General features: G+C 48.3%; 17 protein-coding genes. 15 read left to right on the top strand and 2 right to left on the bottom strand.

Features of this window, described 5'->3' with window-relative positions; translation table 11 throughout:
• Positions 1-77: 77 nt before the first annotated feature.
• Positions 78-1,625: an anthranilate synthase component I gene (trpE, locus tag NG795_RS13965; RefSeq protein WP_367289278.1), complete on the top strand. Its 1,548-nt coding sequence runs from the start codon at positions 78-80 to the stop codon at positions 1,623-1,625.
• Positions 1,626-1,803: 178 nt separating this feature from the next.
• Here the strand turns inward: trpE and NG795_RS13960 are convergent, their stop codons facing one another.
• The gene (locus tag NG795_RS13960) at positions 1,804-3,171 is read right to left on the bottom strand and encodes a septal ring lytic transglycosylase RlpA family protein (protein ID WP_367289277.1); all 1,368 of its coding nucleotides are present in this window, start codon (positions 3,169-3,171) and stop codon (positions 1,804-1,806) included.
• 188 nt (positions 3,172-3,359) lie between these two features.
• On the opposite strand from NG795_RS13960, the gene NG795_RS13955 reads away from it, so the two are divergent.
• Positions 3,360-4,238 (top strand): PhzF family phenazine biosynthesis protein, encoded by an 879-nt coding sequence (locus NG795_RS13955; RefSeq protein ID WP_367289361.1) that lies wholly within the window; start codon positions 3,360-3,362, stop codon positions 4,236-4,238.
• A gap of 133 nt (positions 4,239-4,371) precedes the next feature.
• Positions 4,372-4,620: a hypothetical protein gene (locus NG795_RS13950; protein WP_367289276.1), complete on the top strand. Its 249-nt coding sequence runs from the start codon at positions 4,372-4,374 to the stop codon at positions 4,618-4,620.
• A 159-nt stretch (positions 4,621-4,779) separates the two neighbouring features.
• On the opposite strand, the gene NG795_RS13945 is transcribed toward NG795_RS13950, so the two are convergent.
• Positions 4,780-5,211, bottom strand: coding sequence for a nuclease A inhibitor family protein (locus tag NG795_RS13945; protein WP_367289275.1), 432 nt, complete (start codon positions 5,209-5,211; stop codon positions 4,780-4,782).
• 864 nt (positions 5,212-6,075) lie between these two features.
• Between NG795_RS13945 and NG795_RS13940 the strand changes: the two genes are divergently transcribed.
• The 12 genes from NG795_RS13940 to NG795_RS13885 all read left to right on the top strand — a co-directional run bounded on the left by NG795_RS13940 (position 6,076) and on the right by NG795_RS13885 (position 16,268).
• The gene (locus tag NG795_RS13940) at positions 6,076-7,293 is read left to right on the top strand and encodes an ATP-dependent 6-phosphofructokinase (RefSeq protein ID WP_367289274.1); all 1,218 of its coding nucleotides are present in this window, start codon (positions 6,076-6,078) and stop codon (positions 7,291-7,293) included.
• A gap of 345 nt (positions 7,294-7,638) precedes the next feature.
• Positions 7,639-8,745: a hydrogenase formation protein HypD gene (gene hypD / locus NG795_RS13935; RefSeq protein WP_367289273.1), complete on the top strand. Its 1,107-nt coding sequence runs from the start codon at positions 7,639-7,641 to the stop codon at positions 8,743-8,745.
• Positions 8,746-8,968: 223 nt separating this feature from the next.
• Positions 8,969-9,241 (top strand): CopG family ribbon-helix-helix protein, encoded by a 273-nt coding sequence (locus tag NG795_RS13930; RefSeq protein ID WP_367289272.1) that lies wholly within the window; start codon positions 8,969-8,971, stop codon positions 9,239-9,241.
• A complete protein-coding gene (locus NG795_RS13925; RefSeq protein ID WP_367289271.1) occupies positions 9,241-9,606 on the top strand; it encodes a type II toxin-antitoxin system PemK/MazF family toxin in 366 nt (121 codons plus the stop codon). Before NG795_RS13930 ends, NG795_RS13925 begins: the two co-directional genes overlap by 1 nt.
• 206 nt (positions 9,607-9,812) lie before the next feature.
• Positions 9,813-11,429 carry a protein kinase domain-containing protein gene (locus tag NG795_RS13920; RefSeq protein ID WP_367289270.1) on the top strand — a complete coding sequence of 539 codons (1,617 nt, stop codon included), beginning with the start codon at positions 9,813-9,815 and terminating at the stop codon, positions 11,427-11,429.
• Positions 11,430-11,501: 72 nt separating this feature from the next.
• A complete protein-coding gene (locus NG795_RS13915) occupies positions 11,502-11,687 on the top strand; it encodes a WD40 repeat domain-containing protein (protein ID WP_367289269.1) in 186 nt (61 codons plus the stop codon).
• A 53-nt stretch (positions 11,688-11,740) separates the two neighbouring features.
• The gene (locus NG795_RS13910) at positions 11,741-12,319 is read left to right on the top strand and encodes a Uma2 family endonuclease (RefSeq protein WP_367289268.1); all 579 of its coding nucleotides are present in this window, start codon (positions 11,741-11,743) and stop codon (positions 12,317-12,319) included.
• A gap of 113 nt (positions 12,320-12,432) precedes the next feature.
• Positions 12,433-13,431, top strand: a complete 999-nt coding sequence (locus tag NG795_RS13905) for an L-lactate dehydrogenase (protein WP_367289267.1) — start codon at positions 12,433-12,435, stop codon at positions 13,429-13,431.
• 313 nt (positions 13,432-13,744) lie between these two features.
• Positions 13,745-14,377, top strand: coding sequence for a DUF6391 domain-containing protein (locus NG795_RS13900; protein ID WP_367289266.1), 633 nt, complete (start codon positions 13,745-13,747; stop codon positions 14,375-14,377).
• 111 nt (positions 14,378-14,488) lie between these two features.
• Complete coding sequence (locus tag NG795_RS13895; protein ID WP_367289265.1) at positions 14,489-14,848, top strand: photosystem I reaction center subunit IV; 360 nt, start codon at positions 14,489-14,491, stop codon at positions 14,846-14,848.
• A gap of 3 nt (positions 14,849-14,851) precedes the next feature.
• Positions 14,852-15,709, top strand: a complete 858-nt coding sequence (locus NG795_RS13890) for a DNA-formamidopyrimidine glycosylase (RefSeq protein WP_367289264.1) — start codon at positions 14,852-14,854, stop codon at positions 15,707-15,709.
• A 343-nt stretch (positions 15,710-16,052) separates the two neighbouring features.
• Entirely contained in the window at positions 16,053-16,268 is a 216-nt protein-coding gene (locus tag NG795_RS13885) for an NAD(P)H-quinone oxidoreductase subunit O (protein ID WP_367289263.1), read from the top strand.
• Positions 16,269-16,293: the final 25 nt, after the last annotated feature.

Below are 16,293 nucleotides of genomic sequence, written 5' to 3'. Positions count from 1 at the left end.
AACGACTGAAGTCGTTACTACAAACATGAACCCCATCTCCCCTATCCTCCCCCATCCTCCGGCAACATCAAGACCTTATGATTTTTCCAGATTTTTCTCAATTTACTGAACTCGCCAAACAAGGTAATTTTGTCCCCGTCTACCAAGAATGGGTTGCGGATCTGGATACCCCTGTCTCAGCGTGGTACAAAGTCTGTGCAGGACAACCGTATAGCTTTTTGTTGGAATCGGTTGAAGGGGGCGAAAACCTTGCCCGGTATAGTTTTCTCGGCTGTGACCCTCTGTGGATTTTGGAAGCCAAAGATAACCAAACCATTCAAAAACATCGCACCGGACAGGTGGATGTGTTTGAGGGGGATCCGTTTGAGGCGTTGGAAAACTGCCTGAAGTTGATTCAACCTGTGAAATTACCCGAATTGCCGCCGGGAGTGGGGGGTTTATTTGGGTTTTGGGGATATGAATTAATTCGGTGGATGGAACACCGGGTCCCAGTCCATCCTGCGGCAGAAACCGATGTGCCCGATGGATTGTGGATGCAGGCGGATAGTTTGCTGGTGTTTGACCAAGTGAAGCGGAAGATTTGGGCGATCGCCTACGCGGATTTGCGAACTTTGGATCCGCGATCGGCTTATGACCAAGCTTGCGATCGCGTGCGGGGTTTAGTCAAGAAACTCCAGGAACCCCTGTTAACAAAAGACACCCTGTTGGAATGGACTCCACCCTCCAGACCCTCAGATTCGACCCCCCGGAAAGCGTTGCACTATACGAGCAATACTTCCCCGGAAAAATACTGCCAAAACGTTTTAAAGGCAAAGGACTACATCAAAGCCGGGGATATCTTTCAAGTCGTCATTTCTCAGCGCTTATCGGCGGAATATGAGGGAGATCCCTTTTCGCTATATCGGTCCTTGCGGTTAATCAATCCCTCGCCTTACATGGCTTATTTCAATTTCGATGACTGGCAAATTATCGGGTCCAGTCCGGAAGTGATGGTCAAGGCGGAACTCACTCCAGAAGGGTCCCGGTTAGCTACGGTGCGCCCGATCGCCGGAACCCGACTGCGCGGACAAACCCCCCAAGAAGATGCCGCCTTAGCCGAAGATTTACTCAATGACCCAAAAGAAGTGGCTGAGCACGTCATGTTGGTGGATTTGGGTCGCAATGACCTCGGACGAGTTTGTGTTAAGGGAAGCGTCAGGGTCGATGAGTTAATGGTGATTGAGCGCTATTCCCATGTGATGCATATTGTCAGTAATGTGCGGGGGGAATTGGACCCGGAAAAAACAGCATGGGATTTATTAAAAGCCTGTTTCCCGGCAGGAACTGTCAGTGGTGCACCGAAGATTAGGGCGATGCAGATTGTTCATGAGTTGGAAGGCTGCCGCCGGGGTCCTTATTCTGGGGTGTATGGGTATTACGATTTTGAGGGTCAGTTGAATAGTGCGATCGCCATCCGAACAATGGTGGTCCGCAGCAATGGCAATGGCAAACATACGGTTTCTGTCCAAGCCGGTGCCGGTTTGGTGGCAGATTCGGTTCCTCAAAGTGAATATCAAGAGACCCTGAATAAAGCGCGAGGGTTATTAGAGGCGATCGGCTGTTTGGGAGGGTCTGCGGAAGGGTAAAGCTTGAAGGAAGATGTTCGTAGTAACGACTTCAGTCGTTTCCTCGTGACGCGCTTAAGCCACGTCACCAGTAAAAACTGGGGATAACGCCTGAAGGCGTTACTACGAACTGGGGAAGATAACGACTGAAGTCGTTACTACGAACATCCTCCCCATCCTTCCCATCTCCCATGACAACTCACTTCGCTTTGGAGGGGGTGGGTTTCATAAATGTGGCCTCATAAGAGATAACGCCGGTTTCTTCACTGCCTAGAACCCTGGCGGCACCGAGGGAGAGGTCTAAATTACGGGGGGGAATATAGGGTCCGCGATCGTTAATCCGAACGATGATCATGTTGCCATTTTGAAGATTTTTGACTTTGAGATAGGTATCGAAGGGTAAGGAGGGATGTGCTGCTGTCATGTCCTCTTGGTCATAAGTTTCGCCGTTGGCGGTGAGACGACCGTGAAAATAAGGGCCGTACCAAGAGGCGGTTCCCTGAAGTTTCCGGGGGGTCTCGACTAAGCCGTACATCTGCGCTTGTGCTTCGGCGATGGGTAAGGGTTCAGCGCCTAACGCTTTGCGGAGATTATTGGTCCATTCCACGGTGAGCAGGTCCTGGTTATGGGGGATAGACTCGACGACATCCTCGGATAGGAGTAATAAGGTGCGATCGCCCCCTTGGATGGCTCTAATGCCGTTGACTGTGGTGGGGGTCAGTTGTGCCGGATCGCGATCGCCCTGCTGTAGCCATTCTTGGATCCGGTGAGCGAATAAGTCGGCTTGGATGCGATCGGGTAATTGAGCAACCTCGTATCCCTGAACCAAAACTTGAAATTCTGAGGGGTTTGTGAAAACGATCTGTTTCGGGTTTTTCTCCGAAAACCAGGAAACCGTTTGTCCCAATCCAAAGAGATGCCGAGACTGCCACCAATTGACTCGGGTCATGGGGCGAGAGGGACCAGGGGCAACGGAGACAGCTTTCACCTGAACGGATGAGTCCAGACTGGGTTTGGTTTTTACATCTAAAGAGTCTTCAGGGAAGAAATTAGACAAAAGTTGTCCCATTCCCGGGGTGGATTTTTTCGACTTCTGGGAAGGGCCACTGCTAATCAGGGTGGCTTTTTCCGGCAAGTCCGGTGGGGTTGAGAGAAAATTTTGTTGTCCCAAAGCTTTACTGGGACTAGAATTCATTACAGGTGGATTAACAGTACATTGTCCCTTTTGAAGGCGATTGTCCCAGTTGAGCGCTTTTGTGAAGATTTGCCTGTTTCTGGAGTCACCTGGGCTGTGTTTTCCCGGGCGATCGCTGATTTGAGCCAGGTGAGCAAACAGCCGATGCTCACCCGAAGCCCCCTTTAATTTCAACCGAGGGCGGTGCTTTTTCCCCGAGGCATTACCGCCTCGGACAAGCCGGTGAGGAAGGTCCCACCGATGACTCAAACCGGATAAAACTTCGAGCGACAGCGGATTTTTCAGGGCAATGGAGGCATTCCCTAATCCTGGGCTGTATGCAAGCAACCCGCTCAAACAGCAGGTCATCCAGACCAGTCCCATCAATGGCATAAGCGTTTTTATTAAGGGGTCAACAAATTTATCATCTGAGCGAATTCCTAACACCATATCTCGAACTCCCTCAGAGATCAAGTGGGTCTGGGGATCGATTCGGTACTCAGATAGAGACCGCAATGGACTACGATCCCCGGTGAGAGCTAACTGTAACGAAATCTGCAACCAAGGCAAAAATGGACAAGATTAATTTTTACATTGTTGATGTTTTCGCAGAAGAAAAATACCAGGGCAATCAGTTGGCTGTATTTACTGGAACCCAGGGCCTGACTGGGGAGCAGATGCAGCAAATTGCTAAAGAAATGAATTATTCCGAGACTACTTTTGTGCTGTCCTCGGACCAACGAGAAGGGGGATATGATGTCAGAATTTTTACTCCGGCCCAAGAAGTACCTTTTGCCGGTCATCCGACTTTAGGGACTGCTTTTATTATTCAGCGAGAGATAATTCAACAGCCGGTAGAACGGGTTAATTTGAATCTGGCGATCGGGCAAATTCCAGTGACCTTGCACTATCAACAAGAGACTCTGGATATTTTATGGATGCAGCAAAAACCGCCGACGTTTCATCAGACAATTGATGGGGAACCTGTGGCAGAGGTTTTAAATTTAGAAGTTGGGGATCTGGATTTGCGGTTTCCGATTCGAGAGGTTTCGACGGGGATTCCTTTTCTAATTGTGCCGTTGAAAACTCATGCAGCATTAAAAAAGGCCAAAGTCAATCGAGATAAGTATTTTAAATTAATTGAGGGAACTGAGGCGAAATGTATTTTTCTGTTTTGTCCCGAGACGAACAAACCGGAAAATGATCTCAGTGCCCGAATGTTTGGGGATTATTTAGGGGTACCCGAGGACCCGGCAACTGGGAGTGCGAATGGGTGCTTGGCGGGATATCTCGTGGAGTATGGATATTTTGGGGAGGGTGGGATTGATTTGCGAGTGGAACAGGGATATGAAATGGGGAGACCGTCGCTGTTATTATTGAAGGCGCATAAAGAGAACGGCGAGATTTCTGTATCCGTTGGCGGTAAGGCGATCGCTGTTGCCAAGGGGGAATTTGTATAAAACTAGGGGTTGCATGGGTGATTCCAAACTGAGTAAGCTTTAAAACAGTCCCGTTGTCGTGCTAAGAATAGAAAGATTGGTATTCTAAATTAAGGGTAGGATACCCGTACCACAAGAGAATCGGAGAAGGAAAATGGCAAGGCCGACCAAAGCACAAATGTCTCAAAGCTGGGATAGTCGAAAACCCCCAGCATTTAAAGATTTGAAAAAACGCCAGATGGAATACTATATGGGTGCCAAGCTGATTGAAGTCGGAGTTAATCCGAAATCAGCCATCTTTCGTTGGTCTTTAGAAACCAGCGGTAACCGGGAAACCTGGACCTATAGCGCTTACTGGGGGGAGTCTAAAGAGGAGTTGTTGCAACAAGAGCGATCGGAATAGATTGGGATCGGGGAGATGGGGAGGATGGGGGAGATGGGGAGGATGGGGGAGTTGTAAAGTTGTAAGCTGTTGCCTGTCTAAAGGAGAGCGAGCAATCGAGCTTCGCTAAAATGATCCAGTTGAAATGCATTTTTCAGATTAACTCCCTTTCTCCCTTTATTAGGGGTGAATTCTGGACGATTGGGGGATAGTTTCGATGACTTGGGTAGCGATCCCCGCTAAATTTTCGTCGCGAGTGAGGCCCATGATATAAACATACAGGGGATAGGTGCCAACTTGATACACTTTGATATTGTGCAAGTAATAAGTGAGGTAATTATAGAGGGTCCGATATCTGCCGATGAGGGTTTGATCTAAAAGAAAACTAAAACTGCCGATTCCTGATAATGCAGGCGCGAAGAATTCATCAATCGTGAGGGTTTGAACCGGGGTGTTTGGCGGGTGATAAGTGAGTTTTAGCAGTTGCTCAATGGTTACCCTATTCGTATCCCAGGTAATAACCTGGAAGGGAAACTCCGACTCACTCAGCCAAAATAATCGATTCGTGAGTTCCGCTAGTTGTTCAGTAAGGGGAGTATTGATAGGGTTCATGTCTCAGGGAGAATAAATAGAGCAAAACGACTTATTATAGTACCAGAACAGTTGAAATCGGGGGGAAAGGAGCTATCCTCGGAAGGAAACCCTCGGGAGCGTCCTGGATTGTCCTGGATTCAGTTAATTTTTCCGCAGAGAACTCGGCCAAAAGTGAGGGATGGGTAACAAATATCATCTCGGGGGTAAAGCGAATTGGGCTAACAACCGATAGAGGCAATAGGTAAATCCTGGGTGAACACCTGGGGATAGTATATAATCAGCTAGGCTTGCTGCTGCCCCGGGGAGTTTTCCGCGCCTTGGAGAGTGGAGCGGGAGTTAGGGAGAGACAAGAAAAGGGGTAAATTGCGGTGATGGTGAGGCCCTGGGGTGTTTTCCCCTTGACAATCGTCAAGAATTCTCAACATTTTTAAACTAGATCTTCAAGCATAGCATAAAATTCCTCTGGCGTAAATTTATAAAAAAAATCTGTATTTAAGCGGGTATCGGAAAAACTGTTATAGAATTTACAAGAGAGCGAAAAAATCACATAAAAGAGGGGAATATTGGGGGAAAGCAGCCTAGACTAGATGGGTCAAGGAGTTAACCTCAATGGCGCACTCATCAAAATAAGTGGTGAAAGATTGTGCAGTGCAGGCGTCTTCCCCACGATCCAACTTTTTTCGCTCAAGAGAGACCCTTGCTTTACTGAAAGACCGCACCCTAGGTTCTGCCTCAAATCCCCGTAATAGCTCACTCAAGAAACGAGGGCAATTTGCTAAAATTGAAGGGCAAACATAAAGTGAAAATAAAAAAGCGATCGCGGTTACTTTTTAAGGGCAGGGAGTTCGGAATAAATTAGGAGAGTGAACAGGTAAACGCACTATGACACACCCAAAAAAAAGAATTGGTATTCTGACCAGTGGCGGGGACTGTCCCGGACTGAACGCCGTAATTAGAGCGGTGGTCAAATGCTCCTCCCGCAAGGGATGGGAAGTCTATGGCATTCCCTACGGCACCGACGGATTCATCGATGTTGCCAACGGAACCCGCCAACCGGAGGACATGAAATTGAATGAGCATGGGTATGATATCCCGGGATTGTTACAGGGTCTTGACGTGCTGCAATTTCTCAGTGGCAGCGTTCTAGGAAGTCTGAGCAAAGGGAATACCGAAAAACCGGAAGTTGCACAACAGATTTTAGAAGGTTATAAACGCTTAGAACTCGATGGCTTGGTGGCGATCGGGGGCGATGGTAGCTTGGACATTATCTATGATTTGGCGGTCAAAGGCAATTGGAATATGATCGGGGTTCCCAAAACCATCGATAACGATGTCCCCTTTACGGAACGTGCAGTTGGATTCCAGACTGCTGTGGATACCGTTACCGAAGCGCTGTACAACCTCACCTTTACTGCGGCAAGTCATGAACGAGTCATGGTAGCGGAAGTGATGGGACGGGATGCGGGACATTTGGCACTCCACGCGGGAATTGCTGGGGGTGCCGATGTGATTTTAATTCCGGAACTGACTCCTCTGCTTGACGAAAAGGCGATCGCCCAGATCTGCGATAAAATTGCCTCCCTGCGTCAGGATAAGCGGAAATTTGCCCTAGTGGTTGTTGCGGAAGGGGTCAAACATGAAGATCGCCGACAACATCGCAATATCGGCGACTATCTCGCGCAACAGATTAAACTCTATAGCCAGAAACTTTGTTCCCTCGATCGCCCGGAATTTTGCGGTTTAGACGAAATCGACACTCGGGTAACGGTTCTAGGTCACTTACAGCGTAGCGGGACCCCATCCTCCTTCGATCGCATCCTAGCCACCGCCTTTGGCATCAAAGCGGTTGAGTTAATCGAACAAGGTCATTATAACCGCTTAGTGGTCTGGGAAGGCGGGAAAGTCGAAAGCAAACCCTTAGACTTAGTGATTCAACTCGTCCGACAGTGCCACCAAGAAAAACGCTGTGCCTCCCCGGTTGATCCGAATGGATTCATGGTACAAACCGCCCGCGCACTCGGGATTTATGTGGGAGATGCCTCACATTCCGTAGAGTACAACGGTAGCAACGTTCCTGCCACTCCAACTGCTGTGAGTTAGACAGTAGGGAGGATAGGGAGATTAGAGTCGTTCTGGTAACTCGTGTGTAAGCTGTCCTCCTGGTTCGTAGTAACGACTTCAGTCGTTTCTCTCGTGTTATGGCGGATGCCATAACACGAGCAATCGGAGGGTCTACAGCCTGTCAGATTGGGGCCTGGAGCTTAAGCCTGACATGGGCGTTACTTGGCGGATGCCAAGTAACGCGGTAACGACAGCAAGTCGTTACTACGAACAGGGGAAGATAACGACTGACGTCGGGACATTGAATATCTCCCCCATCTCCCCATCAACCCAGGACAAAAGACATAAGACAAACAACATAAGACAAACAACATAAGACAAATTATGAAATTTGTAGATGAATATCGCGATGCTACAACGGCTCAAGATTGCGCCAAGGCGATCGCGCAGATTACAACTCGTCCCTGGACGATTATGGAAATTTGTGGGGGTCAAACCCATGCGATCGTCAAATTTGGCATTGATGAACTACTCCCAGATAACATTACTTTAATTCACGGTCCCGGTTGTCCCGTTTGCGTGACTCCCATTGCTCTCATTGATCAGGCGATCGCCATTGCCTCCCATCCCGATGTCATTTTCTGTTCCTTTGGGGATATGTTGCGCGTTCCTGGCACCACTCAAGACTTGCTCAGTATTAAAGCAACTGGCGGCGATATTCGCATCGTTTATTCCCCCGTAGATTGCCTAAAAATTGCCCAAGAGAATCCTAATAAACAAGTCGTATTTTTCGGCGTGGGATTTGAAACCACTGCACCGGCAACGGCGATGGCAGTCTATCAGGCAGCGCAACAAAACATCCCGAACTTTTCCATGTTAGTGTCCCATGTTTTAGTCCCTCCAGCAATGGAAGCGATTTTATCGGCACCCCACCGCAAAGTGCAAGGATTTTTAGCGGCGGGTCATGTTTGCACCATTATGGGATATACCGAATACGAGGCGATCGCCCCCAAATATCAAGTCCCCATCATCGTCACCGGATTTGAACCCGTTGATATTTTACAAGGGATTTATCTGTGCATTAAACAACTCGAATCCGGACAAGCACAAGTCGAGAATCAATATAGTCGTTCCGTTAGAAAAGAGGGCAACCAACCCGCCCAAAACATCCTCAAAGAAGTCTTTGAAATCGTCCCTAGACAATGGCGAGGCATTGGCGAAATTGCCCAAAGCGGATTAAGTTTAAAACCAAAATATGCTCAATTCAATGCAGAAAATCGATTTGATTTAACTGGAATTCAAAGCGAAGAATCCCCCGACTGTATGAGTGGATTAATCCTGCAAGGTGTTAAGAAACCTCATGATTGTGCAGCCTTTGGCAAACGCTGCACTCCAGAACATCCCCTCGGTGCACCAATGGTTTCATCGGAAGGAGCTTGTGCCGCTTATTATCGATATCGACAACAAACTGCCGTGGTAGCGAGGGTTTAAAAGAGAGATTTGGGAGAGAGAATGCTGAAAATATCGATTCGGTGGACTCAGGGTTACAGATTTGGAGTGCGTTCGCGAAGCGTGCCGGAGGCATCACATCTTGCTCGCTAGGAAAGTGGAGAAACGGTCGATTGTTTCAGGATACCGCCCGCTACTAATCCCTCCCCTGGGCACTGCTCGGTTCAATGACTTAAACTAAATAGATAGCTTAGGAGGAAGGTCCATGTCTAGTCCTACCATTAAAACACAAATCCGTCTTCCTGCAAATTTGCTAGAAGCAACGGATAAAGCAGTGCAACAAGGAAAAGCCAAAAGCCGCGATGAATTTATTATGCAGGCGATTCGTCGGGAATTAGCGGCATTGAAACGAGCAGAAATTGATGCAGAACTTGCAGAGATGGCACAGGATCCTGAATATCAAGCGGAAGTCTTACAAATGGAGGCTGAATTTGCTACAGCGTCTTGGGAGGCGTTGCAATTGGCGGAGTCGGAATAATGAAAAGAGGAGAGGTATATCTGGCTCGTCTGGATCCTGTAGAAGGTTCTGAACAAGGGGGGAATCGTCCAGTGATTATTGTCAGTCGGGATGCGATTAATACTCACAGTCCAGTTCTGTTGGCAGTTCCTTGTACCAGTTATCATGCATCCAAGCGAGTTTTTGCCACTCAGGTTTTAATTAAAGCTCCTGATGGAGGGTTAGAGAGAGATTCAATCGTGAAAGCAGATCAGGTCAGGGTCTTGGCAAAAACTCGTTTATTGCGAAGGATCGGCAATCTTTCAGAGGCCACTCTTGCTAAACTGAATTCTGCTTTACTAATCGCGTTAGATCTACCCGGTCAAAATAGTAATGAGGAGAGTTAAAAAAGTGGGATTTAAGAATGGACAAAAACCTGGCACCCCAACCGAATTTAGGAGCAAGGCAGTCACCCAACCTGTCCCCAGCAGAAAATCACCGAGAAGATTAAGATTGTTATAGAAGGTGACCCCCCAGGCACTGCATCCGCCTATAATAATAAAACCCCTGCGATTCGTCGCCGCAACCACTCCTTCTCCCCCAAAGCGCGAGTATGCACTGCTGCCTAAATCCCAGTTGCCCGAATCCTCAGAACCCTGACGGCATCAAATTCTGCCAAAGTTGTGGCAATCCTTTGGTGGTGTTGCGAAGTCATTACTACCCCCGCCAACTCCTCTCCAACGAAGGCGGATTTGGGAGAACTTATCTGGCCGAAGACATTGACAAATTGCACGAAAAGTGCGTGATTAAACAACTCGCCCCCCAAGTCCAAGGAACCAGCGCACTCCAGAAAGCAAAAGAGTTATTTGAACAAGAAGCAAGACAACTGCAACAACTGGGAGAACATCCGCAAATTCCCACCCTTTATGCCTATTTTGAGCAAGATGGATATTTATATTTAGTCCAGCAATATATCGAAGGGGAACCCTTGCATAAATGCCAGCAGGGAACCTGGAAAGAAACTCAAGTCAGAGAATTATTAGAGCAATTATTGCCGGTTCTGGAATTCATCCATCAACGGGGTGTAATTCATCGGGATATCAAACCCCCGAATATCATGCAGCGCAAATCTGATGGCAAATATGTGTTAATTGATTTCGGGGCTTCTAAGCAATTAAAATCAACGGTGGTGGCAGGGCAAGGAACGCAAATCGGCACGAATGGATATTCCCCTTTTGAGCAAATGAAACGGGGAGAAGCGTATCCGGCCAGTGATTTATATAGTTTGGGCGTGACTTGTTTTTATTTACTAACGGGCAATGACCCTTTTGCGTTATTTTTGGATCAGGGCTATGGTTGGGTTGACTCTTGGCGAGAACATTTACTGCAACCGCTGAGTGAACAATTGCAGCAGGTGTTTGACAATTTACTGCAAAAAGAAAGTCAGAACCGCTATCAAAACGCAGGGGATCTGTTGAGGGATTTACAGAAAAAACTGACCCCAATACAACAGACTAAATTGCTACCAAAACCACAATTCCAACCACAATTCCCAGCACAACAGCACCAATCGAAACCACAACCGCCCCCCGTTTTGCGAATTTTAGCGGCAATTCTCCTGCTAGGCGGTGTAGGGTTAGTAATAACCCAGGCAGGGTCAGTAATAACCCGTTGGGGATCGCCGGATCGGGAATATTCAAACCGGGAATACTCGAACCCCACGGATCCCTATACCGACCCCCTCCTGACTCCGGATATTACCGAAGGGGCCACGATCGAACCTGGCCAGTACCTGCAACTGAGGCGTTCTTTCACCACTCAAGGGCCAGAGGATGGGGAGTTAATCTTGTTGAGGCAGCAAGGGGAGGCTATCCCTGGAAATCAACTGGGATTTATCCCCAGTGGCAGTGTTCTGTTGGTGATGGGTAAACCCCCAGCAGCAAGCGACACAGATGCCTGGGTTCAGGTCCAAGTTTGCTCGACCCCAGACCCGGTGGAATCGCCAGGGACTGCAACGGGTCCGGTTTCTCCGGGTGAAGGGGCCTCGGAACCCGTAACCGAGGAGCCAGCACCAGCCGCGCCACCCCTTGTCGGGGTCCGTCCGAGTAATATTGGGTGGATTTCAGAGAAGTTGTTACTTCCGCAGGTGCTGCCAAATTTCGTCCCCACCGCTACGGAACAAGGGGGATGTATCGATGAACCGAATCCTCAGTCCTTTTCGGTGCCGTAACTGTTGCCCTAACCGGGTTGTTGGGTCTGCAAACAGGCGATCGCTTATTTTATATTTTTGGCACATCCTGGGATGTGTTCCCCTCGTTACAAAATTTGGAATTTAAAAACCGGGGAACTGCTTGATACACTCACTGGGCATACCGACTCAGTTGAATCTCTTGCTATCAGTCCCGATGGACGGACTCTTGTCAGTGGCAGTGGAGGCGTTTGGACTGATCATGGTGACAACAGCATCAAGGTTTGGCGGTTACAATAACAGTATTTTTTTGATAACAGATTCTAGGAATTTATCAAGGGAAATCATAAATCATGTTCACTCAAACCGATAAAAAATATTATACTCCCGAAGAATACCGGAAATTAGAAGAACAATCTGATTATAAAAGCGAGTACCGCGATGGAGAAATTGTCCCCATACCGGGGGGAACTACCAATCATAATGAATTAGCGTTAACTTTAGCTGCTTTACTCAAACTGAAACTCAGAAAACAAAACTATCGGATTTATATGGGTGATATTCGGTTGTGGATTCCTCGCTATCGTCAATACACCTATCCCGATGTTATGGTGATTGGCGGCGAACCGATTTATACGGATACGGGAACGACTACGGTCACGAATCCATTGCTGATTGCGGAGGTTTTATCGAAGTCTACGCAAAATTATGACCAAGGCGATAAATTTATGTATTATCGCTCGATACCGGAAATGCGGGAATATTTGTTAATTGACCAAACTCGGTTTTATGTGATGCAATATTATAAAATTGAGGAGCATAACTGGATGTTAACCGAATGGGAAGGGGAAGCAGCCAGGGTCCGGTTGAAATCTGTTGATTTTGAGGTGTCTTTGGGTGAACTTTATGAAGGAGTGGAGTTTAAGGGATGATTAAATATTAGATGAATTTAACTTAATCTTTAACCAACCGTCTAAAAATTTTGCAGAATATCGAATTACCCTTTATCCTAGTACAGGTGAATATAAGCATAGGGAATCGTTTGATGTTTGAACAGTTATTTACGGAATTTACCGATCGCGATCGCACCGTCCAAAGCAATCGTCGTCCCCTCAAAGGCGTGATTATTGGTGCGGGTCAAGTGGGAATGGCTTGTGCTTATTCCATGTTAATCCAAAATACCCTGGATGAGATGCTCTTGGTAGATGTCAACCAAGAAAAACTCCAGGGGGAAGTCATGGACTTACTCCACGGTGTCCCCTTCCTTGACCCCACGGGAATCCGTTCTGGTACTTTGGCCGAAAGTGATGACCCAGATATCGTCATTATAACCGCTGGAGCAAAACAACAACCCGGGGAAACTCGCTTAGATTTGCTGAATCGCAATGTGCAGATTTTCAAAAAATTGATTCCGGATATTGTCCAATATTGTCCTCATGCAATTCTGCTGTTGGTGACCAATCCGGTGGATATTATGACTTATGTCACCCTGAAGTTATCAGGGTTTCCCTGTAACCGAGTCTTCGGTTCGGGGACGGTTCTGGATACGGCCCGATTTCGATATTTGTTGGCCAATCAATTACAGATTGATCCGCGCAGTTTTCATGCCTATATTATCGGGGAACATGGGGATAGTGAGGTTCCGGTTTGGAGTAAGGTGAATATTGCCGGGATGAATCTGTGCAGTGGTGGAATTGAGGACTGTTCTGAAGCGAATCAAGAGCGATTGCAAGGAATTTTTGACCAGGTAAAAAATGCAGCTTATGAGGTGATTAAGCGCAAAGGGGCGACCTCTTATGCCATTGGGTTGGGGGTGACGGATATTGTGAAAGCGGTGTTGAGAAATCAAAACCGGGTGTTAACGGTGAGTAGTTTTATTCATGGGGTTAATGGCATCAATGATGTCTGTCTGAGTTTGCCTGCGGTGGTGAATCGTGAGGGGGTGACTCGGGTGTTGGATTTATCTTTGACGCCTAATGAAGAAAATCTGCTGCAACAGTCGGCGACCGTCTTGAAAGAGGCGATCGCCAAGCTGGATTTATAAGTGAGGTAAGGTCTTTTTCACTCAGTCGCACATTTTAGTTGCAAGGGAGATAAGTATATCGATCGCCTCAAAGACATCAAGACCGCATGAGTGAGAAACCGGGTTTCTGGCCCAAGTTGCTGTTAATTGCTACAGATTTTGACAAGAAACCCGGTTTCTGGTCCCTGAGATGGAATCAGATACCGGCGTCTTGGTGAGGATAGCCGATCGCCCTCAAGATGGGCAATGGGTAGGCAAATTCGTTAAATTAAAACCAATCAACCCAACTATTTCTCAGCCTGAACCCACCCTAACTCCTTGGAGACTTAACCTCATGACTGCTACTTCTTCCCAGGCGAATCCATTTCCCTTTGATTTTGCACCGCATCCGACAGGAGATGCCGAACTGCTGCAACAACTCGCCTTTATTCCCGGATTGAAAGAAACTCTGGCAGTGCGTCAGGTTCATGCCTTGGAACACGCCACCGTTTGGGTATTGAGCGAAACCTCCGGTGAGAGGGCCCCCGAAACCAGCCAACCGGGGCGATCGCTGGATAATGATGGATTGGGGGGGATGTCCACCGATCGCGGATTTTATCTCTATGGTCAGGTTAACCTCCTGGACCTGCGTCGTGCCGTTCATGTCGCCCACGATCGCCTGACCCGGGGAGAATGGGACCTCGCCCTTCATCCCCGTTGTGGCACCAATCTGTCCGTGGGAATGTTGATCACCGCCGGGTTAGCTTTCGGAATCACGATGGTCCTTCCCCGAGACCCCATCTCCCAACTTTTGGGTTTAGGAGTCGCGGCAACTGCTGCCTCGCAGGTGACCCCAGACCTGGGCATTTTAGCTCAACGCTACCTCACCACCGCCATTCCCTATAATCTGGCCATCGAAGAAATCACCCCGACCCAAGATATGTGGGGACGTTCCGCCCATTTTATCGGGGTCCGTTGGATCGAGTAGTTAATAAAACTTAAAGATTGCAACATTCCAGAGTATCCCGTTAGAGTAGTACGCTGAGAAGCAATTCCACTTAAACTTTTCGTTCAATTCATCAGAAGGAAAAAAAAACACATGGTTCAACGTGGTTCTCAAGTTCGCATTCTGCGTAAAGAGTCGTACTGGTTTCAAGAAGTTGGCACCGTTGCCACTGTAGACCAAAGCGGGATCACCTATCCCGTGATTGTTCGCTTTGACAAGGTGAACTATGCCGGAGTCAACACCAACAACTTCGCGATGAACGAAGTCCAAGAAGTCGCCGGTCCCAAAGCTGGAAAAGCCTCTGCTGGCAAAGGTGGCACCACAACCAAGGCTGCTGCTCGCACAACCGGGACCGACGCCCGTCCCAAAGGCACCAAAACGACCGCCAAACCGGAAGCCGGTGCTAGCGGTACCGTAGAAGGCGATCCCAACCAAGGAACTGAAGCACGCTAACGGGTGCCGGAACTTCCTGAAGTTGAAACAGTGTGTCGAGGGTTAAATCAATTAACCCTCGGTACGAGTATTCTGGGTGGCGATGTTTTGCTGACGCGAACCATCGGCCACCCAGTTTCACCTAAAGATTTTTTGGCGGGAGTCCAGGGATGCGCGATCGCCTCCTGGCAGCGTCGAGGTAAATATCTCGTGGCGCAACTCTCCCAATCACCGGATTCCGATGGGGCTCACCGAGGCAGTTTAGGAGTCCATCTGCGAATGACCGGGCAACTGTTATGGGTCCAGCGAGAGGAACCCTTGCAAAAACATACCCGAGTGCGCCTATTCTTCGAGGGCGATCGGGAATTGCGATTTGTGGATCAACGCACCTTCGGTCAAATGTGGTGGGTCCCCCCAAATATCCCCACCCCCTCAATCATCACCGGATTAGCCAAATTAGGACCGGAACCCTTTTCCCCTGAATTTTCGGTTGAATACCTGACGCGCCAACTTCACAAGCGTCAAAAAGCGATTAAAACCGCCCTCCTGGACCAAACCATTGTGGCGGGGGTGGGGAATATTTATGCCGACGAAAGTCTGTTCCTGAGTGGGATTTTGCCCACCAAACTCTGTGCTCACCTGAGTGGGGCAGAAATTGAGCGACTGCATAGCCAGATTATTGAAGTTTTGCAAACGGCGATCGCTGCCGGGGGAAGCACCTTCAGCAATTTTCTCAACGTCAGCGGTGTTAATGGGAACTATGCCGGAGTCGCTTGGGTTTACAATCGCGCTGGGCAACCTTGTCGCGTCTGTGGTAGTCCCCTCCATCGGCTTAAACTCACGGGACGTTCTAGCCATTTCTGCCCCAATTGTCAGAGTTAGAGGATGGGGGATTGGGATTCATGTTCGTAGTAACGACTTCAGTCGTTCCCGCATGAGTTGGCGTTAGCCAAATCACGCGCACAATAGTCAGCGGTAAGAAGAGGGAGATGGGGGCTCATGTTCGTAGTAACGACTTCAGTCGTTCCCGCATGAGTTGGCGTTAGCCAAATCACGCGCACAATTGTCAGCGGTAAAAATAGGGAGATGGGGGTTCATGTTTGTAGTAACGACTTCAGTCGTTACTACAAACATCCTCCCGATCTCCCGTCTCTCCCCCATCCCCCGACCCCGGAAGGGATTAAAATTAAGGAGAGAAAGCGTTTTAAACAGTGCACAGCAAGTTATGGCAGTTAAAAAAGGTAGTATGGTTCGCGCCGTTCGCGAAACGTTGGACAATAGTTTAGAAGCAAGCGCTAGTGATTCGCGCTTCCCCAGCTATATTTTTGAAACTAAAGGGGAAGTTGTAGACATGAATGGGGACTATGCCCTGATCAAGTTTGGTCAGATGCCTGCCCCGAATGTCTGGCTGCGAATCGACCAACTCGAAGAATTCAAGTAAACCCTAAACTGTTCAACGGTTATAT

Origin of the sequence: Laspinema palackyanum D2c, from assembly GCF_025370875.1 — a bacterium.
GTDB classification, from domain to species: domain Bacteria; phylum Cyanobacteriota; class Cyanobacteriia; order Cyanobacteriales; family Laspinemataceae; genus Laspinema; species Laspinema palackyanum.
The sequence above is the reverse complement of the archived record's forward strand: the minus strand, read 5'-3'. Positions and strand labels throughout refer to the sequence as shown.